Consider the following 21,720-nt stretch of genomic DNA (forward strand, 5'->3'; position numbering starts at 1 on the left):
TTAGTCGCGCAAAATCATGCGGTCGCCGCGCACGTCGAAGCCCGACAGCGACCCGATGAAATTCATGCCGAGAAGGCTCTGGCTCAGCATGCCAGGTGCGGCGATCATGACCGGCATGTTCTTGCGAACGATCCCGCCGATCGCCAATTCGTCAGTTCTCACGCCTGCCGCGCGCGCCATGCCGTTGGCGGTTGAGACCGGTATCGTAAAATTGAGAGTGGCTGGATTGAAGCCAGCCGCTTGAGCGTCTTCCGCGGTCAGCACGGTGCTGGTCGCGCCGGTGTCGACCACGGCCGTGATCGGCGCGCCATTGATCATGATGCGCGCTTCGAAATGGCCGTTGTCGGCCTTGTCCAGGGTTACCGTGGCGTGGCCGTCTTCCACACCCAGCGCCAGCGGACTGCCGGGAACGAGCCCGGCGGTGACCCGGCTGGCGAAATCCTGCAACTCGTAGCGATACTGGTAGCCTGCGATCAACGCCAGCACGATGACGCCCCAGGTGCCGAGGCTGCGGGCCATGGCGCCCAAGGGTCTGCCGGATCTGAGCAGACCGGCGCCGATAAGCGCGACCAATGCGCCGAGCCAGATCAGCCGGCCGAAATCGTTGTTCTCGACGCCGAACGTACTGCCGGCCGAATCGTTGAACATGAGCAGGGCCACGCCCACCCCGATCACGATCATCACGGTCCAGAAAAGTCGATTCATAGGTGGTTCACGATAGAGCGCCGCGCTCGCGAACGAGCCGGGTACGGCGCGTTTCCCGACGCGGCCTGCGTTCGACCGTTTCCAGCCGCGCCGGCAGCTCGGCCATCACGCTTCGGCGTGTTTCCGGCGTCATGTCGATCCAGGCACCGATTTCTTCGCGCGTGCGGCCGCAACCGAAGCAGAAGCCGGTTTTCATATCGATCGAGCAGACCAGGATGCACGGGGATTCTATGGCCGTCATGATGTTCTCTTGGGGTTCCGTCAGGAATCCCTTGTCCTGCTTCCACATGGTGCAACGGCAAGGCCAATGCAAGCCCTACGGAATGCGTCGCTGGCAGGCGCTTTCGCGGCGCCGGCCGAAAGGTTGTGCCGGCCGCGCAACGCGGCTATGCCGCTCGTCAAACTTAGGGAATGATCCTCAACGACATGACCAGCACGCTGCCTTTCGACGATTTTCGCAACCTTCTGGCGGCCTTGCCGCCGGCCGACACAGCGGCCGAAACCAAAGTCCGCACGCTGTTTGCCAAGGCCGACAAGCCAAGGAATTCGCTCGGCCGCATCGAGGACATTGCCGCGTGGCTGGCCGCCTGGAGCGGGCGGGCGCCGCCGGCGGTGACGCGGCCATTGGTGGCGATCTTCGCCGGCAATCACGGCGTCACCCGCCACGGCATTTCGCCACGTCCCGTCGCCGCCACGGCGAACGCAGTCGAGCTTTGCGCGGCGGGCGGTGCCGCCGTCAACCAGATCTGCATCGCCAACGATCTCGGACTGAAGGTGTTCGATCTTGCGCTGCACATTCCGACCGCCGACATCACCGAGGAGGCAGCGCTCGACGAGCGCGGCTGTGCCGCCACCATGGCCTTCGGCATGGAAGCAATCGCCGGCGGCACCGACCTGCTTTGCCTTGGCGATCTCGGCGTCGGCAATTCGACCGTCTCCGCAGCTCTGTTTGCGGCGCTGTTTGGCGGCAAGGGAGCCGAATGGGTCGGACCCGGATCGGGCGCCGATGCGGCGATGCAGGTGCGCAAGGCGGAAGCAGTCGACGCCGCGATCGCTTTCCACGGCACCAGCCTCAGGGATCCGCTCGAAGCATTGCGCCGGGTTGGCGGTCGCGAGTTCGCGGCGATCGCCGGCGCCATCCTTGCCGCCCGGATGCAGAAGATTCCGGTGCTGCTCGATGGCGTTGCGGCGACGGCGGCGGCCGCAGCGCTGCATGCCGCCAACCCGGCCGCGCTGGAGCATTGCCTTCTTGCCGGCCTGTCGCCGGAGCCTGCACATATAAGGGCTGCCGAGCGGCTCGGCCTTCGTCCACTGCTCGATCTGCGTATGAGCCATGGCGAAGGGGCAGGGGCGGCACTTGCGGCGGGCCTGGCCAAGTCGGCAGCGCTGACCAGTTCAGGCATGGCTGCGGCGGTTCGCAATTAGTCCTCAGCGCCGGCGCACGGCAACCGCCTTGGTTGGCAGAGCCGGCAATTCCTCCATCACCCGGCTCAGCGGGAAGATGGCGATCGCCTCGGTGCCTTCGCGCAGTTTGGAATGGAGTTCGAATTGCCCGCCATGCATGGCGAGCAGGCCCTGCACGATCGGCAGGCCAAGCCCGGTGCCCTGTTCGGCGCTCTTGATGGCGATAGAGCCTTGGCCGAAGGCGGACAAAACGACCGGAATCTCGTCTTCCGGTATGCCAGGGCCGTTGTCCTTGACGGAGAGGTACTGTCCGCCGCCGGCCGTCCAGCCGACGCGCACACGGATCTCGCCGCCGGTCGCAGTGAACTTGATGGCGTTGGACAAGAGATTGAGCACGATCTGCCGCACCGCGCGCTCGTCGGCGAGCAGGCGAGGCAGGGCGCTTTCGAAATCCTGGACGATGCGGATATCCTTGTTGCGCGCCTTCAGCTCCATCATATGGCAGCAATCCTCGACGACGGAGAGCAGCATCATCGGCTCCTCGTTGAGCTGGTAGCGGCCAGCTTCGATACGTGACAGGTCGAGGATTTCGTTGATCAGGTCGAGCAGATGCTGGCCGGATTCATGGACGTCGCGAGCATAGTCGCGGTAGGTGGGATTGCTCATCGGTCCGAGCACCTCGTTCGACATCACCTCGGAAAAGCCGAGAATGGCATTGAGCGGCGTCCTGAGCTCATGGCTCATCGATGCCAGAAACCGCGACTTTGCAAGATTGGCGTCTTCCGCGCGGCGCCGTGCTTCGTCAGACATCGACTTCGCCGTCTCCACCTCGGCGACAAGCGCATCCTTTTCGGAGCGGAACGACAGCAGCATCAGCGACGCGCGATTAAGATGGCGCGCCACATAGGCGAAGAAGGGCAACGACACGATCAACAGACCGACCATGATCAGTTCGACCGGCGTCCACAGCCTCACACCGGCATAGGCATAGACCGCCACAGGAATGGCGAAGATCGCCAGCAGCGCACCGCGCAGCGACGAGGCCGTGATCGCCGTCGCCGCCATGGCAAGCAGCAGCACGACCGCCTTTATCAGATGGAACTGATCGACCTGGCAGATGTTGCAACCAAGCCAGGCAAACCAGGTCCAGCCGAGACCGCAAAGGAAATGGCCGATCAGGAAATCCCTGCGCGTTTGCAGCGGGTTGATTTCGGCGGCTTCAGTGCGGTCGATGCGCCCGGCCATGACTGCAACGATGGCGTAGCAGATGAGCATGAAGAGTGCCCAGACGCCGATCTCCTTGCCCATCCCGGCAAATAGACCTGCCGCAGCGACCGCCAGGACGAGAAGCGGAACGACGATCGCGCTGCCGATCATCGAACCAGCATGGAGTTTCAGAAGCTCGCGATCGAAATCAGGATTGCCCGCCTGCTGCGAAAGACGGTCGCGCGTCTTGCGGACCGCGCGCGCGACATCGCTGTTGCGATGGCGTTTCCTGCGGTCCACAATAAACTTGTCCGCTGTGTTCGAGCGTTGCAAGGGCATGGAGACTTCAATTTATGCGGGCAGCGGTTTCAAATTGTTAAGCTACGTTCGAATGATTAACCAACGGTTTGCCATATGAACCATTCGTGGTCGCGGCGGCCGCGCCAGCGGTACGCTCCGCCGCGGCCGCGAAGCCTGTGGCGCAGGCTGGTGGACTACGGGCTGACCGTCATTGCCCTTGGTCTGCTGATCCTTCTGGCCGCACGCCTTGACCGGATCGAGACGCGCAAGACGGAAGGGGCGGCGATCGTCAATGACGGCGATACGATCACGCTCGGTACCGAGCGCATCCGCATGCGCGGCATCGACGCGCCGGAATATTCGCAAACCTGCCGCAAGGACGGCGCAGATTATGCCTGCGGCAAGCTGGCGCGGCAGTCGCTGGTGCGGCTAATCTCCGGCAAACCCGTCTCCTGCACCGGCTGGCAGCGCGACCGCTACGGAAGGCTGCTCGGCGATTGCAAGGCCGGCGGCAAGGATCTCAATCAGGCCCAGGTCGAGGCCGGCTGGGCGATCGCCTATGGCGATTTCGAGACTGAGCAAGCTATCGCACGCAGCGGCAAGGCCGGTATCTGGGCCGGCACGTTCGACGAACCGCACGACTGGCGTGAAAGCCACGATCACGAAGTGGTCGAAAGAAAGCACGGCACCCTGGCTTCGATCGGTGATGCCTTGCGAGAAATTTTTCGCTTCTGGTGATGACCACCCTATAGTTGTCGCAACGAGCCAGAGGACTGGGAGGATGGAATGAAGCTCTTCGACGGCGGCCGCGCCCCCAACCCACGGCGGGTTCGCGTTTTCCTCGCCGAGAAAGGGCTGGAGGTGCCGCTGGTGTCGGTCGACATGGGGGCGCTGGAACACAGAAAGCAGCCGGTCAGCTCGCGCAACCCGCTGCAGCGGTTGCCGGTGCTCGAACTCGACGACGGCACGATCATCACCGAATCCGTCGCCATCTGCCGCTATTTCGAGGAACTGCATCCGGAACCGGCGCTGTTCGGACGCGGCGCGCTCGGCAAGGCCAAGGTCGAGATGTGGCAAAGGCGCATGGAGCTCAACCTGCTCGGTTGCGTCGCCGCTGCGTTCCGGCACATTCACCCCGCGATGAAGGAATGGGAAATCCCGCAGATTCCCGAATGGGGCGAGGCCAACAAGCCGAAAGCCCTCGAATTCCTGAGGCTGCTGGACGGTGAACTGGCGCAAAGGGAATTTGTCGCTGGCGACGCCTATTCGATCGCCGACATCACCGGGCTGATCGCCATCGACTTCATGAAGCCGGCGCGGATCAGAGTGCCGGAAGAGTGCGCCAATGTGCTGCGATGGCATCAAGCGATCTCCAGCCGGCCGAGCGCCGCCGCCTGAGAATGAAGCCGGGAATGAGCGAGGAACTCGACCGCTTCACCGCTACGGTACGCGCTTGCCGCATCTGTGTTGAAGACCCAATTGGCCAGCCATTGCCGCACGAGCCGCGCCCGGTGCTGCGACCCTCGTCGAGCGCCCGCATTCTGATCGCCAGCCAGGCACCGGGCACCAAGGTGCATATATCGGGCATGCCGTTCACCGACGCCTCCGGCGACCGGCTGCGGAACTGGCTGGGTGTCGGCAGCGAAGAGTTCTACGACACGGCAAAATTCGCCATCGTGCCGATGGGCTTCTGCTTTCCGGGTCAGGATGCCAAGGGCGGCGACCTGCCGCCGCGCCGTGAATGTGCACCGACATGGCGCGCACAGCTGATGGCGCTGATGCCGCGGATCGATCTCGTCCTGACGATCGGCATCTATGCGCAATCCTGGCATATGGGCACCGCGCGCCGGCCTTCGCTGACGGAGACGGTGATGGACTGGCGAGCGATCTGGGCTGCACCTGGCAACCCGAAAGTGCTGCCGCTGCCGCATCCTTCTTGGCGCAACACCGGCTGGCTGAAGCGCAATCCGTGGTTTGAAATGGATTTGCTACCATTTCTGCGGTCGGAAATCCGCTATCGCCTTGGCTGAGGTGTCAGCAAGAAATCACTCGCTTTAATGCCATTTTGCAGAATTTCTTTCTTGTGGAAGGCCAAAATAAGAGGGAGTATAGCCAATCTATTCCCCAAAGCGCGCCCGCGCTGAAGGGAATCACGTGACGCGCCTAGAATTCTTGTTTTGTGCATGTCGTTATCCCAAACTTTGGGCGACAGGCATCAGGGGAGCACCCAATGGACCGCCTTGACAGAAAAATTCTCCGTCTCCTGCAGGAGGACGCGACGCTCGCGGTCGCCGACGTCGCAAAGAAAGTCGGGCTATCGACCACGCCGTGCTGGCGGCGCATCCAGAAGCTCGAGGAGGAAGGCGTCATCAAGCGGCGTGTCGCCATCCTCGACCACGAGAAGGTCAATGTACGCGTCACCGTCTTTGTGTCGATCCGCACCAATTCGCACAGCCATGAGTGGCTGCGGCGCTTTTCGGAGGTCATCCAGGAATTTCCCGAAGTGGTCGAGTTCTACCGCATGAGCGGTGACGTCGACTATCTCTTGCGCGTGGTGGTGCCGGACATCGCCGCCTATGACGCCTTCTACAAGCGCCTGATCGCCAAGATCGAGATCCGCGACGTGTCGTCTTCCTTCGCCATGGAGCAGATCAAATACACGACCGAAATGCCGCTGGACTATATGGTGCTGGATAAGGAATCGGGCGCGAACGCCGCCTGAGGCCTGGCTCGTTAGTTCTTCTTTTTGTTGAGGAAACTCCAGGGCGAATTCACCGGCAGCGTGATCGTGTCTGGCACCTTATCGACGCTCACCACCTCGGCTTTGCGCACCGTGTAGCCCGACTGGATGACGCTGACGCCGTCAAGGATGAAAAGCTGGCTTTTCTCCATGCCTGGCTGCAAGGCACCGGTCACGGAAACAGGCTGGTAGGCCTCAGACATCGTGTAGGGGTGGGCAGGCGTGACCAGCACGATCTGATTGGGCGGCGGTGTCGGCATATGGCTGCAGGCGCCCGTCCATGGCACCAGCAGGAACTGGTAGACGAGATCGCCATCGCGGTCGACCGGCAGCGCATAGCCTGCAAGCTGGACGGTCTTGTCCTGCAAATCGAGAGACAGCGTCTCGCCATGATCGGGCATTTTTGCCGCGATCATCGGCAGTCCGACGCTTTCGGCGGCGGCCTGCGTTGCGGGGCGCAGATCCTTCCAGAATATGTGCGCGGTCTCGGGCGAGGCATCTGCTGTCGCAATGGACAGGAGCAACGCTGCTACCAAGCCCAGTGTTGATTTGAAGCGGACATTCATTGGCAGCTTCCCTTTGCGATCAAGTAAAGCCGCCGCTGCCAACAGCGTCAACGCCTTGACCTGGCTCGACTGTTCGAAAAACAGGTCACTTGCCCTGTTTTGTCTTCGCCGCCAATCGATTGAGTGTCTTGGGACCGGTCAGTTCCCGGACCGCGTCCTTGCCGATCCAGCGCGCCGTCTTGTCGGGCGATTGCGCCAGCCTTTGCGCCACAGCAAGGGCAGCGCCGTGCAGATCCATCGATCGCTTGCCGATCGAACGAAGCGCCCAGTTCACGGCCTTCTTCACGAAATTGCGGCCGTCGGTGGCGTGCGCTTCGATGATCGGCAGGAAGTCGAGGAAGGTCGCTTCCGGCTCCTTCTTCCGGTGGACGACCGACCATGCCATCATGGCAAAGGCCGTGCGTCGAATGAACTCCCGTTCGTCGGCCGCGAACTCTCCGATCAGTTCTTTCCAGGACTCGGTGTCGACAAAGAGATCGGAAACACCGTCGACGATATCCCACGAATCGAAAGATGCCGCCCATTGCCTCGCATCCGCGGCAGAAAACCGCTTCGGGTCGGCCGTAACGGAAGCGATGAACTGCGCCTCCATGATACCGGTCTGCCATAGTTCGAAGGCACGTTCATGGTTGCGCTTGATTTTCTTGGCAATCTGCCGCTGCACGCCATGCGAGATACCGAGCGCACGTTCGATCTTGATGCCATAGCGCAGCATGCCGAGGCGGTTCTCCTCCGAGCCGATCGAGCGCAGATAGGCCACAATTTCCTCGGCGCTGGATTGAGGCGAAAGCTCGGCCACCGCAAGACCTATTTTTCCAGGCGCGACAGCAGCGAGGACGTATCCCAGCGCTTGCCGCCCATCGCCTGCACATCCTTGTAGAACTGGTCGACAAGTGCCGTCACCGGCAGCCTGGCGCCGTTGCGATCGGCCTCCGCCAGGCAGATGCCGAGATCCTTGCGCATCCAGTCGACGGCGAAGCCGAAATCGTATTTGCCGGCATTCATCGTTTTGTGGCGGTTCTCCATCTGCCATGAGCCGGCGGCGCCCTTGGAGATCACCTCGATGACTTTTTCGATGTCGAGCCCGGCCCTCTTGCCGAAATGGATGCCCTCGGCCAATCCCTGGACAAGACCGGCGATGCAGATCTGGTTGATCATCTTGGTGAGCTGGCCCGCACCAGCCGGTCCCATCAGCCCGACCATGCGGGCATAGGCGTCGATGACGGGGTTTGCCTTGTCGAAGGCTTTTTGTTCGCCGCCCACCATCACCGTCAGCACGCCGTTTTCGGCGCCCGCCTGGCCGCCGGAAACCGGCGCGTCGAGAAACGAAAAACCGCGAACTTGCGCCTTTTCGGCCAATTCGCGCGCGACTTCGGCGGACGCGGTGGTGTTGTCGATGAAGATGGCTCCCTTCTTCATCGACTGGAACGCGCCGCCGGCACCGATCGTCACCGAGCGCAGATCATCGTCGTTACCGACGCAGGAAAAGACGAAATCCTTGCCTTCGGCAGCCTCGGCCGGCGTCGCGGCCAGGCTGCCGCCATGCTGGCCGACCCACTGCTCGGCCTTTGCCCTGGTGCGGTTGTAGACGGTGACGTCATGGCCGCCCTTGTTCTTGAGATGCCCGGCCATCGGGTAGCCCATGACGCCAAGACCGAGAAATGCCACCGATGCCATAGGCTTACCTTCCACAGGAACAGAATTCGCTGCGGAAGCTCTAGCGCATGGTCCGGAAAATCGGAATCGATTTTTGGATGGGTGCGCCTGATCGCGTCAACGTTTCAGATGAATGGTGATCCGGCGTTCGATCCACTCGACCCCGTGACGCAATATCTCGACCATTACCAGATAGACGATGGCGACCCAGATATAGGCCTGGATGTCGAAGGAGTTGGCGAAGGCAAGCTTGGCCTGGCCCATCAAGTCATAGACCGTGATGATGGCGACGATGGCGGAGGCTTTGATCATCAGGATGAGTTCATTGCCATAGGGCCGCAAGGCGACGATCAGTGCCTGCGGCAGGATGATCTTGCGCAGCGTCTGCAATTTGTGCAGCCCAAGCGAGGCGGCACCTTCCCACTGGCCCCTGGGCACGCTCTCGATGGCGCCGCGCAGGATTTCCGCCTGGTAAGCGGCCGTGTTGAGTGCAAAGGCGAAGACGCCACAGTAGAACGCTTCGCGGAAAAACCACCACAGACCGACTGTCTGGAGCTCTGGCCGGAATGAACCCACGCCGTAGTAGACCAGAAAGGTCTGGACCAGCAGCGGCGTGCCGCGGAAGAAGTAGACATAACAATAGGCTAGGCCGGAAAGGATAGGGTTGTTCGACATGCGGCCATAGGCGACCGGCACTGACAGGATGGCACCAAGCACCATCGATATGGCGACCAGCGATAGTGTGACCCCCAGTCCTTTCAGATAGGCTGGTGCATATTTGGCGAAGAATTCGGCGTTCCAGGCAAGGACCAAATAGGCAACGATGCCCAGACCGAAAGCGATCCACAGGCCAACGAGCGCGTAGCCGATGATGCGGCGGCGCGGCCAGCCTCTCGCCTGCGGCGGCGGCCGTTCGACGATTGCGGCGGTGACGCTCATCGTTGCGCCTCCCGCTTTCCCAGCGAGCGCAAAATGGCATTGGTGGCGAATGACGACAGGACGGCCAGGATAAGAAAGACCAGGGACGCAACGCTGTAGAACAGAAACGAATGTTTGGTGACGCGAGCAGCCACACCGGCGTTGCGCAGCGTTTCGGCAAGGCCGACAACCGACACGAGCGAGGTGTCCTTGAGCAGGGCGAGCCAGCAGTTTTCGAGGCCGGGGAAGGCGATGCGAAGCAACTGCGGCAAGATTACCTTGCGCATCGTTTGCCAGTTCGAAAGGCCAAGCGCATAGCTGCCCTCATACTGGCCCTTTGGTATGGCGCGGAAAGCGGAAAGAAAAACCTCGCTGGCATAGGACGAGAAGATCAGGGCAAGCACGATCATGCCGGCGACGAAGCCATTGACATCGATGGTCGCATCGGGCCGGAAATATCTGATGAGATGCTGCAGCAAAATCGGCATGCCGAAGAAGAACAGGAAAAGCGTCACCAGTTCCGGCAAGCCGCGGAAGATTGTCGTGTAGACGTTGGAGGCGAGGCGTAACGAAGGTTCTTCCGATTGCTTGCCCAGCGCTATGAAGAAACCAATCGTCAGGCCGATGGGCAGCGTGGCCAGCGCAAGCGCAATGGTGACCATTGCGCCAGAAGCGATATCGTCAAGCCAGCCATCCGGTCCCCAACTGAGAAGCGTCCATATGCTCTGGCTCGGCATTGATCGGTCTTAATCTCCGCGACGGTATCAAGAGGAGGAAAGACGACGGCGGGGCAGCCCCGCCGTCGTGACCGTGTTTGTCAGGATTCGCCGCCGTAGACGTCGAACTTGAAGTACTTGTCGTTGATTTCCTTGTATTTTCCATTGGCGCGGATGGCGGCGATGGCGGCGTTGAACTGGTTGACCAGGTCGGTCTCGCCCTTGCGCACGGCGATGCCGGCGCCCGGCCCGAAGATTTCGACCGGCTGCGGCGACGGGGTGCCGAGAATCTTGCAGCAGGCGCCGTCCGGCGTGTCGAGCCATTGGCTGAGCACGACGATATCGTCTTCGGCGGCATCGAGGCGGCCATTGGCAAGATCGAGCTGGTATTCCTGCGCGGTCGGATAGGGTTTGACCGTGCTGTCGGTGTAGGTCTTGGTCGAATAGTTGAAATGCGTGGTCGAAGCCTGCACGCCGATCGTCTTGCCGGCCAGGTCTTCCTTGGTCACGCCCTTGATGTCGCTGTCCTTAGGCCCGGCGAGGGCCGAGGGGGTGTTGTAGTATTTGTGGGTGAAGTCGACCTTCTCGGCGCGTTCTGGCGTGATCGACATCGAAGCCACGATGGCGTCGAACTTGCCGGCCTGGAGTGCCGGGATGATGCCTTCCCAGTCCTGGGCGACGAAGGTGCACTTCACCTTCATCTCGTCGCAAAGCGCCTTGGCGATGTCGATGTCGAAACCGACGAGCTGGCCATCGGCGGTGAGGTTGTTGAACGGGGGGTAGGCGCCTTCAGTGCCGATCCTCAAGGTTTTTTCCTGAGCCTGGGCAACGCCAAGCGTCAGCAGCGCCGCCGATGCGGCGAGCGCTATACGCAGTGCAATACGCATGATAGTCCTCTCTTTATGGTCCCGGCCGTCGTCCCTAACGGCTCTATGGGCGGTGCTTTTGACCGCCCGCTGGCGCAATACTCCCAATATTTTCCAAGAAAAAGCAACTGCAAAACCAACGCTTGCGGGATTTGTATTCCGGGAAAATGCTGACGCTGGGGCAGGCGCGTGAAAGGGAAAGAGGCGATCGAGTGCTGCTGCGGCAGTGCCGTCAGCGCGCCAAGCCTGTCGCGCGCTCGACGAAATCGGCAATCGACTTCGTGTCGTCGAGATCAAAGACCGGCAGGCTTTCGCCGGAGACTGTAAAGTCGGCCGCCACGGCGACGATATGCGGGTCGCTGGCCGAAAGCGGCGCCCGGTCCTTGGCTTCGAGCCGCCGCGTTTCGAGCTTGCTGTGCATCTCGCGCTTGTAGCCCTCAACCAGCACGATGTCGGATGGCGCCAGCCGCGACAGGATGTCGTCCAGCGTCGGTTCGTCCTCACCGCGCAATTCGTGCATCAGCGCCCAGCGCCTGCCCGAAACGATGGCGACTTCCGTCGCGCCGGCATGCCTGTGGCGAAAGCTGTCCGTTCCCGGCTTGTCGATGTCGAAATCATGATGGGCGTGCTTGACCGTCGAGACTTTCCAGCCGCGGCGGGCAAGTTCGGCGACCAGCTTTTCGGTCAGCGTGGTCTTGCCGGAATTCTTCCAGCCGGTGATGCCGAAGACGCGTCTCATCATGGCTGCATGCTCTGCAACAGACGCTCGGCCGCCGCAAGATCGTCTGGTGTATTGATGTTGAAGAACGGGTCGATCTCGTGCTCGCCGGATTTCAACAGCGAAAACTCCACCTCGACAAAGCCATGCCGGTCGATGAAGGCGGAAACCCGCCTGATGTCCTCATCAACCAGAAACCGCCGCAGGGCCTCGCGCGCCTCAACAGGCCAGAGCGCGAAGGTCGGATGCCGTTTGCCGCCCGAACTGGCAACGGCGATCGAACCAGGGCGCGCGCCGGCTGCCGCGACGAGCCGTTCAACCAGATCCCGCGGCAGGAAGGGCGTATCGCCGGCAACCGTGGCCAGCGTTTCGCAGGACGTGCTGGCGGCGGCCCATTCAAGGCCGGTCAGGATGCCGGCAAGCGGCCCGGCAAAGCCTTCCACCACATCGGCAAGCACTGGAAGTCCGATCCCGGCAAATCGTGCAGGATCGCCATTGGCGCTGAGCGCCAGTGATCCGACCTGCGGCGCAAAGCGCGAAACGACATGGTCCAACAGGCTGTCACCGCCGAGCGCAAGCAGGCTCTTGTCGCCTCCGCCCATTCGCCGCGACTGGCCGCCGGCCAGGATGATCCCTGCAATGTCTCGGCCCATCGTCGCTGCCTGTATCCCAGCCCCCAAAATCAGTGTCTTTTCAAATCGAACGGCCTTCTATGGTTCGGCCTATATGCCGTCCGGCGCCATGTCAGGTCCAGCGCTTTCGGCGGCTGTTTTCCGCCGGCCGACGACCCGCTCGCGGTAGAGTGCGTAGAGGCCGGAGCCGACGATGATGGTGGCGCCTACGGTCATCGGCAGGTCGGGAACATCGCCGAAGATAACGAGGCCAAGCAGGATCGACCAGAGCAGGGCGGTGTAACGGAACGGTGCTATGAAGGAGATGTCGCCCACCCGCATCGCCATGATGATGAACTGATAGCCGATGATCACGAGCATCGCGGCGAGCGCCAGCAGCGCCGTGCTTTTCACCGTCATCGGCGTCCAGCCGCCCATTGGCGAAAGCAACGCCGCACCCAGAATCGTCATGGCAAATGCCGTGGCGGTCGATACAAGCAAGCTCGGAATAGCCTGGGGAATGCGCTTGGTGGCGAGGTCGCGCACTGCACAGCAGCCGACGCAAACCAACGCCAGCAGCGAATAGGCGCTGAATCCTTCGAAGCCTGGCCTGACGATGATCAGCACGCCAGCGAACCCGATGGCGATGGCCAGCCAGCGCCGCCAGCCGACGCCCTCGTTGAACACCAGGGCCGCGCCCATCGTAACCGCCAGCGGCAGCGCCTGCAGTACCGCCGAGACATTGGCGATCGGCAAATGGGCAAGAGCAACGAGGAACGACACGGTGGCGCCGGCTTCGCTGATCACGCGTATCGCCACCAGTGGCTGCAGCATCGAGCCGGGCCGGGCAAGCGCGCCGCCTTGCCAGGCAAGCAAGCCGACGAAGAGCGAAGCGAAGGCACCCCGGATCAGCATGACCTGCGCCATGTTCATCGTTTCCGACGAAACCTTGGTGATCGCGTCGTTGAGGGTGAAGCCAACGATCGCCACAATCATGAACAGCGCGCCGCGCAGATTTGGGGAAAGAAGCAAAGGGCGTCACCGGTTGCGCTTTGCATCAAGCCTGTAGCAGCCGGTCACAAGACAGCAACGTCAAAGGGCTGGGCCACAGGCATCGTTGTGGCCCAGACAATCCACCCGCAAGGCACCGGCAGAATTATTTCGGCGTCAGCACCTCGGTGCCATTGCCATCCTTGCCGGCAATCGTCCACAGACCATGCAACGAACCATCTTCCTGCACCTTGTAGACGACAAGACCGACCGTCTTGCCCATGACATAGCCGGCCGAGAAGGCATCATCGTTTCGCATGCAGATGCCGTCCGAGGACGAGCCGCCGGTTTCCCAATGGATCGTGCAGGTCGTCTCGCTGGTCAGCGTAACGGTTGCCTCGCCGCCATAGGTGGATCCGTCGAAATTGGTGCCGGCGACAGTGTAGGTGCCGCCGATCGATTGCGCCGCGGCGGGCATGGACGTCAAGCCAAGCAATGCCAGAGAAAGAATGAGTTTGCGCATAGTGTATTCCCCCATGGAGCGAAGAGCCGCTCCGCAGGGGAAGCTAGGCCGGAACGCCCCGGCGGTAAATCAGCAACTGCTTACGGACAGGACTTTTTCTGGGTGCCCGCGAAAGGCTCACGGCCCTTTGAGGCTGCTCGTGATCGGCCCGACGAGCGTGTCGTATTTCGATTTCAGCGCAGGCGGGTATTCGATCCAGACGGTGCGGATGACGCCATCCTTTCCGAACAGACGGCGCTCATAGAAGATGTTTTCATCCTTGAGCCCTGACAGCACCGCCCAATCCTTGCCGGTCTTGCTGTAGGTGATTTTGTAGCCTGGTCCCTGGCTGGCTTTCTCGGCGGTGACAAAACCTTCCGGGGTATCGTCGTCGATGTTGAGAATGCCCGAGCAGATCAGGCTGGCGCCGTCGGCGCTGAGCCATTGCCGCCCGTCGCCATTGTCCGGCTCAGGTTGGCGAAGGGTGAAAATCTCATCCGGAAAGGTGCAGACGGTGCCGAACCGCTCGTTTGTATAGGTGAATGGGGCGGCAACCGACGTGGTTGCCGCTATCGTCACAAACAACACCAGACCTGAGTGAAAGCGCTTCATTGCGTGCCTCCGCCGCCGATGACCGGAAGCGATCTTGCACGAAGTTGATGAAAGAATCAGCCGCCGGTAACGCTCATATGCCGCGACACCGATGGCCGGTTGGTGCGGCGGTCGATGATGAAATCATGGCCCTTCGGCTTGCGGCCGATGGCTTCATCGATGGCGTCGGCGACCAATTCGTTGCCTTCCGACGCGCGCAACGGAGCACGCAGGTCGGCGGCATCCTCCTGGCCCAGGCACATATAGAGCGTGCCGGTGCAGGTCAGCCGGACGCGGTTGCAGCTCTCGCAGAAATTATGCGTCATCGGCGTGATGAAGCCAAGCCGCCCGCCAGTCTCGGCGACGTGGACGTAACGGGCCGGACCGCCGGTCTTATAGGGAATGTCGGTCAGCGTGAACTGCCGCTCCAGCGACGCGCGCAGCAGCGACAGCGGCAGATACTGGTCGGTGCGATCGGCGTCGATCTCGCCCATCGGCATGGTTTCGATGACCGTCAATTCCATGCCGCGGCCATGCGCCCAGCGCAGCATGTCAGGCAGCTCGGCGTCGTTGAAATCCTTCAGCGCCACCGCGTTGAGCTTTACCTTCAAGCCGGCCGCCTGCGCCGCGTCGATGCCTTGCATGACCTTGTCCAGATGGCCCCAACGGGTGATCTGGCGGAATTTTTCCGCGTCCAGCGTATCCAGCGAGACGTTGATGCGCTTGACGCCGCAATCGGCGAGCTCGGCGGCAAAACGCGAAAGCTGCGAGCCATTGGTGGTGAGCGTCAATTCTTCCAGCGCGCCGCTTTCGAGATGCCGCGAAAGCTGGCGCACCAGATGCATGATGTTCTTGCGCACCAGCGGCTCGCCGCCGGTGAGGCGCAGTTTCCTGACACCCTTTTCGATGAAGACCGTGCACAGCCGATCAAGTTCCTCCAGCGACAGAAGGTCCTTCTTGGGAAGGAACGTCATGTCCTCGGCCATGCAATAGGTGCAACGGAAATCGCAGCGGTCGGTGACCGACACTCTGAGATAGCTGATCGTGCGACCGAAAGGATCGATCATATCCATGCTTTGCGCTTCCCATGGCCGCGAACGGCGTCGTTATATACCGCTATGTGATACGATCCGGCCTGCCATTCAAGACTAGGAGGTTTCGATCTTTGGTAACACCCCGCCACCGACAGATCGTGTCGGAAGTTTCGAAGCGACCTTTTCCCATTGCGCAAAGCGGCGTAGGGAAGGGCACATTGATGCGGGACCTATCACCATGACGGCGCCAAAGGAACTCAGGGTCTCGAAGGACCGCAGGCTGCTGACCGTGACTTTCCCGGACCATCAGCCGTTCGAACTGCCGGCGGAGCTTCTGCGCGTCGCCTCGCCGTCGGCCGAAGTGCAGGGCCATTCACCCGAACAGCGCGTGACCGTTCCCGGCAAGCGCAACGTCGCTATCCTCAAGATCGAGCCCATCGGCAACTATGCAGTCCGCATCACCTTCGACGATTTTCACGACACCGGCATCTTCACCTGGAATTATCTGCACGCTCTGGGTCACGAGAAGGACGCACGCTGGGCGGCCTATCTCGCCGAACTGCAGGAAAAGGGCCTGAGCCGCGATCGTTAGGCAGCCTCTACCGCAAGAGCCGGCGAGCCAAGAGCCGTCAGAATCTCGGCGGTGTCGTGGTAAAACGGCGTGCCTTCGATCAGGCGACCGTCCTTGAAACGCAAGACTTCCGCAAATGGCTGTGTGACAATGGCGCCGTTTGCTCGGGCAGTCAGGCGCAGCGTGCAGCTCATATACACCATGTCATCGTTTTGGGCGGCCTGAAGACACTCTACAGCCACATCGCTCCACATTTCCCGCATCTTGTAGAAAAGAGCACCGATGCCGTCGAGGCCCTTCCAGTCACCGGCATAGGGAAGCGATCGCGGCTCATGCACAACGACCTCGGCGTGGAATGCGCCGGCAAGCATATCGACGCTGTCGGAGTCAGAGCGCAGGAAGCGCATTTCAACGTCGAACATGTTTTCGAGAAGTTCCATGGCGGTGCTTCGCCGATCGAGCGTTTTTTCCATTGTTGATCTCCGTGTTTGCCAGCACGATCCGTTTCATGCGGTCAGCACGGCTTGCCTATTATGTCGTCAGCCCGACACCCGTTTCCTGACAGCTAATGCATGTCGCCCAAAAGTGTGCTGCGGTTTTGGGACAACGACATGCATAAAAACAAGAGACTAAAGCCCGTCGCTAAAACGTCATGGAGTTGGGATAACGCCGGCAAAGGTTCGGAGACGAAAAATGTCCGTCATCAACACGGTGGAACAGCTCGAAGCCCTTTATGGCCTGCCCGGCGAAGCGTCGGTGGTCAAGGAACTCGACCATGTCATTCCCGAATACGCCGCCTTCATCGAGGCCTCGCCCTTCGTCGCGCTGGCGACCAGCGGGCCGGAAGGGCTGGACTGCTCGCCGCGCGGCGATCTTGCCGGCTTCGTGCGCATCCATGACCCGAAAACCCTGATGATGCCGGACCGGCGTGGCAACAACCGTGCCGATTCGCTGAAAAACATCATCAGGGATTCGCGCGTCGGACTGTTGTTCCTGGTGCCAGGCTCCGGCACGACACTGCGCGTCAACGGCCGGGCCTACATCACCACCGATACTGCGCTTTGTGCCTCCTTCACCGTCGAAGGCAAGCCGGCGCGCTCGGTCACGGTTGTCGATATCGATTCGGTGTATTTCCAGTGCGCCCGAGCCATTGTCCGATCGGAACTGTGGAATGCGGCAAAGCATGTCGATCCAAGATCGCTGCCGACACCGGGAAAAATCCTGGAAGTCACCAGCCGCAAGAGCATCGACGGCGAGGCCTACGACAAGGAATGGCCCGAGCGGGCGAAGAAGACGATGTGGTAGGTGCGTGGATATTCAGGCGAGCCCGGCCTGCAAATGGCGGTTTCCTGCGCTTCCGGTGCTCACGTACTTTAAGTACGCTCCGCTCCGGTTCTCGGAAGCCACCATTTTCGACTCGGCCTGACCTGAATCTCAACACACCTAGGTCAGGCCTCCTTCAGCACCTCATAGATCTTGCGCATCTGCTCGCCGATCATGTCGCACTGTTCCGGCGTCGATTGGCTCATCGCCTTCTCGATCAGCGCCATATGGACCTTCAGCGCCTGCATCAGCAGTTCCGTGCCGGCCTCGGTCAAGGTCAGCCGCAGCACCCGCTTGTCCTTCTCGTCGCCTTCGCGGCGCAGCAGGCCCCGGGTCTCGAGCTGCGGCAAAAGCATGGTGATGTTGGAGCGGCCGACCAGCAGCCGCCTGGCGAGATCGTGCTGCGACATGCCGGGGTGGCGGTAGAGGTTCATCAGCACATCGAGCTGCGCCGGCTTCAGGTCCAGCGGCGCGAGCTTCACCGCCAGGGCGCGTTCCAGCACATGGCAGGCGCGCGCCACCGCGACCCAGTTGCGAAAACGCGGGTTGTCCCAGGGCAGCTCTTGCTTAATGTTCATGTTTGAACTATTATGTTCATGCTTGAACGAATGGATGGATCGCCACTATGGCATCATTTGGACTGAAGGTCATCCGGGGCGTGTTTGGCGCCGCCGAATATGTGGCTCCCCGCCTTACCGGGCGCGCGGCGTTCGAATTGTTCTGCCGCACGCCGAACGCCAGGGCTTTGAGCGATGGCGAGCGCCGCGCGGTTGATCGCGCCGCCGCTTTCATGGCCGAGGCCCGCCACCATCGGCTCAAGACCGCAAAGGGCTGCATCATGGTGCATGAGTTCCGGCCCGAGCCGGGCAGGGCGACCGAGGGCACCGTGCTTGTCATCCATGGCTGGCGCTCGCGCACCGAATATATGCGCGCGCTGATCGAGGGCTATCGCGATGCCGGCTACAAGGTCGTCTCGCTCGACCTGCCGGGCCATGGCCAGTCGCAGGGCCGTCGGCTGACATTGGTCAGCGCGGTCGATGCCGCGCGACTCGCTGGCGAATGGTTCGGCCCGTTCGCAGCGGTTGTCGGCCATTCCTTCGGCGGCGCCGTGGCCGCGAACGCCGTCGCCGGGTCGGTCAAGAACATCCCGCCGCTGGTGGCCGAGCGGCTGGTGCTCATCGCAGCGCCGAGTTCCTTGCCGGCGATCTTCACCGATTTCAGCCGCATGCTCAATGTCGGCCCACGCTCGCAGGCAGCCATGGCCGACAGGGTCGAACACATCGCCGGTCGGCCGCTGCACGAATTCACCGGCGACCGTCAGCTTGCCAGCAAGCCGGTGCCGACGCTGGTCATCCATGCGCCGGACGATCGCGAGGTGTCCGCCGATCATGCAAGGCTTTACGCGGAAGCCGGCGACCATGTCCGACTCCACTGGGCGGACGGGCTCGGCCACCGCCGTATCCTCGCCGACAAGGGCGTGGCCGAGCATGCCATCGGCTTCGTCGCTGGCCGGGACCCGGTTTCGCTGCACTGACGCTAAGGCGCGTCCATTTGAACGGATTCACGTGACGCGCTTTAAGTCCTTGTTTTCATGCATGTCGTTATCGCAAAACCGCTGCGCACTTTTGCGCGACATGCATTAAGTGTCTTGTCTCTTTTTCTGGCCGGATTCGACCGGCAGTCCCGCCGCCTTCCATGCGGTGTAGCCGCCAAGGATATGCTTGACCGGTGACAGACCATGTCCTGCGCCGTCTTGGTGGCAAGCGCCGAACGCCAGCCGCCGGCGCAGAAGAAGACAAAGCTCTTTCCCGAGGCAAAGAATGGCTTGTGATAGGGGCTTTCGGGGTCGATCCAGAATTCCAGCATGCCGCGGGTGACATGCCTGGCGCCAGGAATCCTGCCGTCCCGTTCAACCTCGCGCGGGTCACGCAGATCGACGAAGATCGTGCCTTCGTCGTCGAGCAGCCCTGCTGCTTCCTCCGGCGAGACCACCTCGATCTCGGCATTTGCCTCGTCGAGCAGCTCGCGATATCCCTTTTTCACCGGCTCACCCTCCCGACAGCATGTTTGCTGGCCGCCTGGATTTGCAGCATAACATCGGGCCTTTGTCACGCCGCGTCGGCGGCTCCATCCTCCTGCCGGGAGCGCGATGAACACGCTCAGGTTGTCACGATGTTGTGAAACTGTTCGGCAACAGGACCGCTGAAATTTATGGAAGCTTAACGAAATCGGTATGAATCAGTATAGTCGAGCCTTACATCCGTCATAGGGTGGGTGATCCCGTCAAGCGGTGCGAAACGGGCAGAACGGGAACCGGTTGCAGCCGGAGCGGGTGATCCATGAAATTCCTGGGAAATAAAGCAACCGTGATGCCGCTTGTGGCGGCTGCGGCAATGCTGGCCTTCGGCGCACCGCCGGCAAACGCGCAAGGGCTTTTCGAGATGCTTTTCGGCGGCGGCATCAAGCGCGCGCCGCAAGGTGACTTCCCGCCGCCGCCGTCGAAAAAATACAAGCCGAAGCAAAATGCGCCGGCTGCTTCTCGCAATGGCGGCAGCAAGCGCGGCGGTGGGGGCGGTGGCGCCGCCGTCCAGATTAGCAGCCCGTCCTATTATACCTATAAAAGCGATCCGCTCGTGCGCGTCGATTTCGCGGCGCTGGTAGCAACGCCCGAGCCGGCAATGCCGATGCAGGCGATGCCCGAGCCGGCAAAGCCGCAGGATGCCGCTTTCCAGCCGTCCTCCGCCACCAATGCTGCCTTCCACGAGGCGATTGCCGGGCTCGACGGCTATGAACTCTTTGCCGAGAAGGACATCGCCAAGGCGCTCGTTGCCTATTACTCGGCCAATCCGGACTTCATCTGGGTGACGGGAACCAGCGCCAACGGCCGCGCCCAGGATGCTGTGCGGGTGTTGGGCGAGGCGGCGAGCTACGGCCTCACGCCCGCCGACTATACGGTTGAAGTGCCTGCAGCCAGCGCATCGGCGGGCGACGCCGATGCGCGGCTGAAGCAGCTTGTCCGCTTCGAGATGGCGCTGTCGGCGCGCGTTCTGCGCTACGTTCGTGACGCGCAAAGTGGCCGTGTCGATCCCAATCGCATGACCGGCTACTATGATTTCCCGGCCAAGCCGATCGACATGGAGGGCGTGCTGAAAACGCTGGCGCACACCCAGCAGGTGCGCACCTATCTCGAATCGCGCCATCCGCAGAACGCCGAGTACCAGGCGCTGCGCGTCGAACTGGAATCGCTGCAGGCCAGCGCCGAAGACGAAATCGTTGTCGATCCCAAATTGCTGCTGAAGCCGGGCGAGAGCAGCCCCGAACTGCCGAAGCTCTTGACCAAGATCGCGCGCAATCTCGACGATGAGATGGGCGGCACCTATGGCGAGACCCTGGCAAGGCTTGCCACCAGCGAGGACTATGTTCCGGAGTTGGTGCCGGTCATCAAGGCGGTGCAGAAGAAGGCCGGAATGAAAGGCGACGGCGTCATCGGGCCGCGTACCGTGGCGGCATTGGCGGGCACCTCCAAGGCCGACAAGATCCAGAAAGTACAGGTCGCGCTGGAAGAGCTGCGCTGGCTGCCCTCCGATCTCGGCAGTCCGCGCGTTTTCATCAACCAGCCTGCCTTTACGGCGAGCTATATCGACAATGGCGAAGAGAAGCTGAAGACCCGCGCCGTCATCGGCAGGACCACGAACCAGACCGCCTTCTTCTACGACCACATCAAGCAGGTCGACTTCCATCCCTATTGGGGCGTGCCGCAGTCTATCCTGGTCAACGAGATGCTGCCCCGGCTGCGCCGCGATCCGGGCTATCTCGACCGTGCCGGCTATGAGGTGGTCAATGCGCGCGGCAAGCGCATTCCCTCGTCTTCGGTCAATTGGGGCGGGTATGGCGCAAAAATACCTTACGGCGTGCGTCAGCTGCCGAGCGAGGCAAATGCTCTGGGCGAATTGAAGATCCTGTTCCCCAACAAGCACGCAATCTACATGCACGACACGCCGCAGAAGTCGTTCTTCCAGCGCGACATGCGCGCGCTCAGCCATGGCTGTGTGCGCCTGCAGGATCCGCGTGGCATGGCGGCGGCGGTGCTCGGTACCTCGGTCGACTACATCGCCGAGAAGCTGAAGCACGGGCATTCGACCGAAGACGTGACGCGCACCATCCCGGTCTATGTCGCCTATTTCACCGCCTGGCCCGATATGGCCGGCAATGTCGAATATTTCAACGACATCTACGACCGCGACACGCGGCTGCAGCAGGCGATCGACAGCACGGAAGCCGTGCGCTCGCCGGCAAGCTGATC

26 protein-coding genes and 1 pseudogene are annotated in these 21,720 nt (G+C 61.7%); 9 read left to right on the forward strand and 18 right to left on the reverse strand.

The window, feature by feature from the left end; genetic code table 11:
• A complete protein-coding gene (locus tag OHD62_RS28505; RefSeq protein ID WP_263789973.1) occupies positions 1–705 on the reverse strand; it encodes a TIGR02281 family clan AA aspartic protease in 705 nt (234 codons plus the stop codon).
• 7 nt (positions 706–712) lie between these two features.
• A complete protein-coding gene (locus tag OHD62_RS28510) occupies positions 713–946 on the reverse strand; it encodes a DUF1289 domain-containing protein (protein WP_263790198.1) in 234 nt (77 codons plus the stop codon).
• A gap of 185 nt (positions 947–1,131) precedes the next feature.
• On the opposite strand from OHD62_RS28510, the gene OHD62_RS28515 reads away from it, so the two are divergent.
• Positions 1,132–2,130: a nicotinate-nucleotide--dimethylbenzimidazole phosphoribosyltransferase gene (locus OHD62_RS28515; protein ID WP_263789975.1), complete on the forward strand. Its 999-nt coding sequence runs from the start codon at positions 1,132–1,134 to the stop codon at positions 2,128–2,130.
• A 3-nt stretch (positions 2,131–2,133) separates the two neighbouring features.
• Here OHD62_RS28515 and OHD62_RS28520 read toward each other — a convergent pair whose 3' ends face one another.
• Positions 2,134–3,654, reverse strand: a complete 1,521-nt coding sequence (locus OHD62_RS28520; protein ID WP_263789977.1) for a sensor histidine kinase — start codon at positions 3,652–3,654, stop codon at positions 2,134–2,136.
• A gap of 75 nt (positions 3,655–3,729) precedes the next feature.
• Here OHD62_RS28520 and OHD62_RS28525 point away from each other — a divergent pair, with 75 nt between their 5' ends.
• The 4 genes from OHD62_RS28525 (at position 3,730) to OHD62_RS28540 (ending at position 6,337) form a co-directional block, all read left to right on the forward strand.
• Positions 3,730–4,353, forward strand: coding sequence for a thermonuclease family protein (locus OHD62_RS28525; RefSeq protein ID WP_263789979.1), 624 nt, complete (start codon positions 3,730–3,732; stop codon positions 4,351–4,353).
• Between the two features lie 48 nt (positions 4,354–4,401).
• A complete protein-coding gene (locus OHD62_RS28530) occupies positions 4,402–5,013 on the forward strand; it encodes a glutathione S-transferase (protein ID WP_263789981.1) in 612 nt (203 codons plus the stop codon).
• Positions 4,953–5,645, forward strand: a complete 693-nt coding sequence (locus tag OHD62_RS28535) for a uracil-DNA glycosylase family protein (protein WP_263789983.1) — start codon at positions 4,953–4,955, stop codon at positions 5,643–5,645. Before OHD62_RS28530 ends, OHD62_RS28535 begins: the two co-directional genes overlap by 61 nt.
• A 200-nt stretch (positions 5,646–5,845) precedes the next feature.
• Positions 5,846–6,337, forward strand: a complete 492-nt coding sequence (locus tag OHD62_RS28540) for an Lrp/AsnC family transcriptional regulator (protein ID WP_006333679.1) — start codon at positions 5,846–5,848, stop codon at positions 6,335–6,337.
• 11 nt (positions 6,338–6,348) lie between these two features.
• Here the strand turns inward: OHD62_RS28540 and OHD62_RS28545 are convergent, their stop codons facing one another.
• The 12 genes from OHD62_RS28545 to moaA all read right to left on the reverse strand — a co-directional run bounded on the left by OHD62_RS28545 (position 6,349) and on the right by moaA (position 15,562).
• Positions 6,349–6,921 (reverse strand): DUF3299 domain-containing protein, encoded by a 573-nt coding sequence (locus OHD62_RS28545; RefSeq protein ID WP_263790039.1) that lies wholly within the window; start codon positions 6,919–6,921, stop codon positions 6,349–6,351.
• 85 nt (positions 6,922–7,006) lie between these two features.
• On the reverse strand, positions 7,007–7,720 hold the full coding sequence (locus tag OHD62_RS28550; protein WP_263790042.1) for a DNA alkylation repair protein: 714 nt from the start codon (positions 7,718–7,720) through the stop codon (positions 7,007–7,009).
• An 8-nt stretch (positions 7,721–7,728) separates the two neighbouring features.
• Positions 7,729–8,598: an NAD(P)-dependent oxidoreductase gene (locus tag OHD62_RS28555; RefSeq protein WP_263790045.1), complete on the reverse strand. Its 870-nt coding sequence runs from the start codon at positions 8,596–8,598 to the stop codon at positions 7,729–7,731.
• A gap of 96 nt (positions 8,599–8,694) precedes the next feature.
• A complete protein-coding gene (locus OHD62_RS28560) occupies positions 8,695–9,516 on the reverse strand; it encodes an ABC transporter permease (RefSeq protein WP_263790047.1) in 822 nt (273 codons plus the stop codon).
• Entirely contained in the window at positions 9,513–10,232 is a 720-nt protein-coding gene (locus OHD62_RS28565; RefSeq protein WP_263790049.1) for an ABC transporter permease, read from the reverse strand. Before OHD62_RS28565 ends, OHD62_RS28560 begins: the two co-directional genes overlap by 4 nt.
• Before the next feature lie 80 nt (positions 10,233–10,312).
• Positions 10,313–11,098, reverse strand: a complete 786-nt coding sequence (locus OHD62_RS28570; RefSeq protein ID WP_263790051.1) for an ABC transporter substrate-binding protein — start codon at positions 11,096–11,098, stop codon at positions 10,313–10,315.
• Positions 11,099–11,309: 211 nt separating this feature from the next.
• Entirely contained in the window at positions 11,310–11,819 is a 510-nt protein-coding gene (mobB, locus tag OHD62_RS28575) for a molybdopterin-guanine dinucleotide biosynthesis protein B (protein WP_263790053.1), read from the reverse strand.
• Entirely contained in the window at positions 11,816–12,448 is a 633-nt protein-coding gene (gene mobA, locus OHD62_RS28580; protein WP_263790055.1) for a molybdenum cofactor guanylyltransferase MobA, read from the reverse strand. Before mobA ends, mobB begins: the two co-directional genes overlap by 4 nt.
• A gap of 69 nt (positions 12,449–12,517) precedes the next feature.
• Positions 12,518–13,438 (reverse strand): DMT family transporter, encoded by a 921-nt coding sequence (locus tag OHD62_RS28585; RefSeq protein WP_263790057.1) that lies wholly within the window; start codon positions 13,436–13,438, stop codon positions 12,518–12,520.
• A gap of 124 nt (positions 13,439–13,562) precedes the next feature.
• Positions 13,563–13,919: a hypothetical protein gene (locus OHD62_RS28590; protein WP_263790059.1), complete on the reverse strand. Its 357-nt coding sequence runs from the start codon at positions 13,917–13,919 to the stop codon at positions 13,563–13,565.
• Between the two features lie 117 nt (positions 13,920–14,036).
• The gene (locus OHD62_RS28595; protein WP_263790060.1) at positions 14,037–14,510 is read right to left on the reverse strand and encodes a hypothetical protein; all 474 of its coding nucleotides are present in this window, start codon (positions 14,508–14,510) and stop codon (positions 14,037–14,039) included.
• 56 nt (positions 14,511–14,566) lie between these two features.
• A complete protein-coding gene (gene moaA / locus OHD62_RS28600; RefSeq protein WP_263790062.1) occupies positions 14,567–15,562 on the reverse strand; it encodes a GTP 3',8-cyclase MoaA in 996 nt (331 codons plus the stop codon).
• Between the two features lie 199 nt (positions 15,563–15,761).
• Here moaA and OHD62_RS28605 point away from each other — a divergent pair, with 199 nt between their 5' ends.
• On the forward strand, positions 15,762–16,115 hold the full coding sequence (locus OHD62_RS28605) for a gamma-butyrobetaine hydroxylase-like domain-containing protein (RefSeq protein ID WP_412177426.1): 354 nt from the start codon (positions 15,762–15,764) through the stop codon (positions 16,113–16,115).
• Here the strand turns inward: OHD62_RS28605 and OHD62_RS28610 are convergent.
• Positions 16,112–16,567 (reverse strand): nuclear transport factor 2 family protein, encoded by a 456-nt coding sequence (locus OHD62_RS28610; RefSeq protein ID WP_263790063.1) that lies wholly within the window; start codon positions 16,565–16,567, stop codon positions 16,112–16,114. The genes OHD62_RS28605 and OHD62_RS28610 overlap by 4 nt on opposite strands.
• 220 nt (positions 16,568–16,787) lie before the next feature.
• Between OHD62_RS28610 and OHD62_RS28615 the strand changes: the two genes are divergently transcribed.
• Positions 16,788–17,399, forward strand: a complete 612-nt coding sequence (locus tag OHD62_RS28615; protein ID WP_263790064.1) for a pyridoxamine 5'-phosphate oxidase family protein — start codon at positions 16,788–16,790, stop codon at positions 17,397–17,399.
• Positions 17,400–17,542: 143 nt separating this feature from the next.
• Here OHD62_RS28615 and OHD62_RS28620 read toward each other — a convergent pair whose 3' ends face one another.
• Positions 17,543–17,995, reverse strand: a complete 453-nt coding sequence (locus OHD62_RS28620) for a MarR family winged helix-turn-helix transcriptional regulator (protein ID WP_263790066.1) — start codon at positions 17,993–17,995, stop codon at positions 17,543–17,545.
• A 47-nt stretch (positions 17,996–18,042) separates the two neighbouring features.
• On the opposite strand from OHD62_RS28620, the gene OHD62_RS28625 reads away from it, so the two are divergent.
• Positions 18,043–18,951, forward strand: coding sequence for an alpha/beta hydrolase (locus OHD62_RS28625; RefSeq protein WP_263790067.1), 909 nt, complete (start codon positions 18,043–18,045; stop codon positions 18,949–18,951).
• 105 nt (positions 18,952–19,056) lie between these two features.
• Here OHD62_RS28625 and OHD62_RS28630 read toward each other — a convergent pair.
• Positions 19,057–19,460, reverse strand: a pseudogene (locus OHD62_RS28630) (rhodanese-like domain-containing protein).
• A 296-nt stretch (positions 19,461–19,756) separates the two neighbouring features.
• Between OHD62_RS28630 and OHD62_RS28635 the strand changes: the two are divergent.
• Positions 19,757–21,718, forward strand: a complete 1,962-nt coding sequence (locus OHD62_RS28635) for a L,D-transpeptidase family protein (RefSeq protein ID WP_263790069.1) — start codon at positions 19,757–19,759, stop codon at positions 21,716–21,718.
• Positions 21,719–21,720 lie beyond the last annotated feature (2 nt).

It is taken from the genome of Mesorhizobium sp. YC-39 (genome assembly GCF_025753795.1).
In the GTDB taxonomy this organism is placed as follows: Bacteria; Pseudomonadota; Alphaproteobacteria; order Rhizobiales; family Rhizobiaceae; genus Mesorhizobium.

What these genes read in the sequence shown, in the direction of transcription:
- OHD62_RS28505 (WP_263789973.1), bottom strand. Translation starts at nt 705, where the DNA reads ATGAATCGACTTTTCTGGACCGTGATGATCGTGATCGGGGTGGGCGTG.
- OHD62_RS28510 (WP_263790198.1), bottom strand. Translation starts at nt 946, where the DNA reads ATGACGGCCATAGAATCCCCGTGCATCCTGGTCTGCTCGATCGATATG.
- OHD62_RS28515 (WP_263789975.1), top strand. Translation starts at nt 1,132, where the DNA reads ATGACCAGCACGCTGCCTTTCGACGATTTTCGCAACCTTCTGGCGGCC.
- OHD62_RS28520 (WP_263789977.1), bottom strand. Translation starts at nt 3,654, where the DNA reads ATGCCCTTGCAACGCTCGAACACAGCGGACAAGTTTATTGTGGACCGC.
- OHD62_RS28525 (WP_263789979.1), top strand. Translation starts at nt 3,730, where the DNA reads ATGAACCATTCGTGGTCGCGGCGGCCGCGCCAGCGGTACGCTCCGCCG.
- OHD62_RS28530 (WP_263789981.1), top strand. Translation starts at nt 4,402, where the DNA reads ATGAAGCTCTTCGACGGCGGCCGCGCCCCCAACCCACGGCGGGTTCGC.
- OHD62_RS28540 (WP_006333679.1), top strand. Translation starts at nt 5,846, where the DNA reads ATGGACCGCCTTGACAGAAAAATTCTCCGTCTCCTGCAGGAGGACGCG.
- OHD62_RS28545 (WP_263790039.1), bottom strand. Translation starts at nt 6,921, where the DNA reads ATGAATGTCCGCTTCAAATCAACACTGGGCTTGGTAGCAGCGTTGCTC.
- OHD62_RS28555 (WP_263790045.1), bottom strand. Translation starts at nt 8,598, where the DNA reads ATGGCATCGGTGGCATTTCTCGGTCTTGGCGTCATGGGCTACCCGATG.
- OHD62_RS28560 (WP_263790047.1), bottom strand. Translation starts at nt 9,516, where the DNA reads ATGAGCGTCACCGCCGCAATCGTCGAACGGCCGCCGCCGCAGGCGAGA.
- OHD62_RS28565 (WP_263790049.1), bottom strand. Translation starts at nt 10,232, where the DNA reads ATGCCGAGCCAGAGCATATGGACGCTTCTCAGTTGGGGACCGGATGGC.
- OHD62_RS28570 (WP_263790051.1), bottom strand. Translation starts at nt 11,098, where the DNA reads ATGCGTATTGCACTGCGTATAGCGCTCGCCGCATCGGCGGCGCTGCTG.
- mobB (WP_263790053.1), bottom strand. Translation starts at nt 11,819, where the DNA reads ATGATGAGACGCGTCTTCGGCATCACCGGCTGGAAGAATTCCGGCAAG.
- mobA (WP_263790055.1), bottom strand. Translation starts at nt 12,448, where the DNA reads ATGGGCCGAGACATTGCAGGGATCATCCTGGCCGGCGGCCAGTCGCGG.
- OHD62_RS28590 (WP_263790059.1), bottom strand. Translation starts at nt 13,919, where the DNA reads ATGCGCAAACTCATTCTTTCTCTGGCATTGCTTGGCTTGACGTCCATG.
- OHD62_RS28595 (WP_263790060.1), bottom strand. Translation starts at nt 14,510, where the DNA reads ATGAAGCGCTTTCACTCAGGTCTGGTGTTGTTTGTGACGATAGCGGCA.
- moaA (WP_263790062.1), bottom strand. Translation starts at nt 15,562, where the DNA reads ATGGATATGATCGATCCTTTCGGTCGCACGATCAGCTATCTCAGAGTG.
- OHD62_RS28605 (WP_412177426.1), top strand. Translation starts at nt 15,762, where the DNA reads ATGACGGCGCCAAAGGAACTCAGGGTCTCGAAGGACCGCAGGCTGCTG.
- OHD62_RS28610 (WP_263790063.1), bottom strand. Translation starts at nt 16,567, where the DNA reads ATGGAAAAAACGCTCGATCGGCGAAGCACCGCCATGGAACTTCTCGAA.
- OHD62_RS28615 (WP_263790064.1), top strand. Translation starts at nt 16,788, where the DNA reads ATGTCCGTCATCAACACGGTGGAACAGCTCGAAGCCCTTTATGGCCTG.
- OHD62_RS28620 (WP_263790066.1), bottom strand. Translation starts at nt 17,995, where the DNA reads ATGAACATTAAGCAAGAGCTGCCCTGGGACAACCCGCGTTTTCGCAAC.
- OHD62_RS28625 (WP_263790067.1), top strand. Translation starts at nt 18,043, where the DNA reads ATGGCATCATTTGGACTGAAGGTCATCCGGGGCGTGTTTGGCGCCGCC.
- OHD62_RS28635 (WP_263790069.1), top strand. Translation starts at nt 19,757, where the DNA reads ATGAAATTCCTGGGAAATAAAGCAACCGTGATGCCGCTTGTGGCGGCT.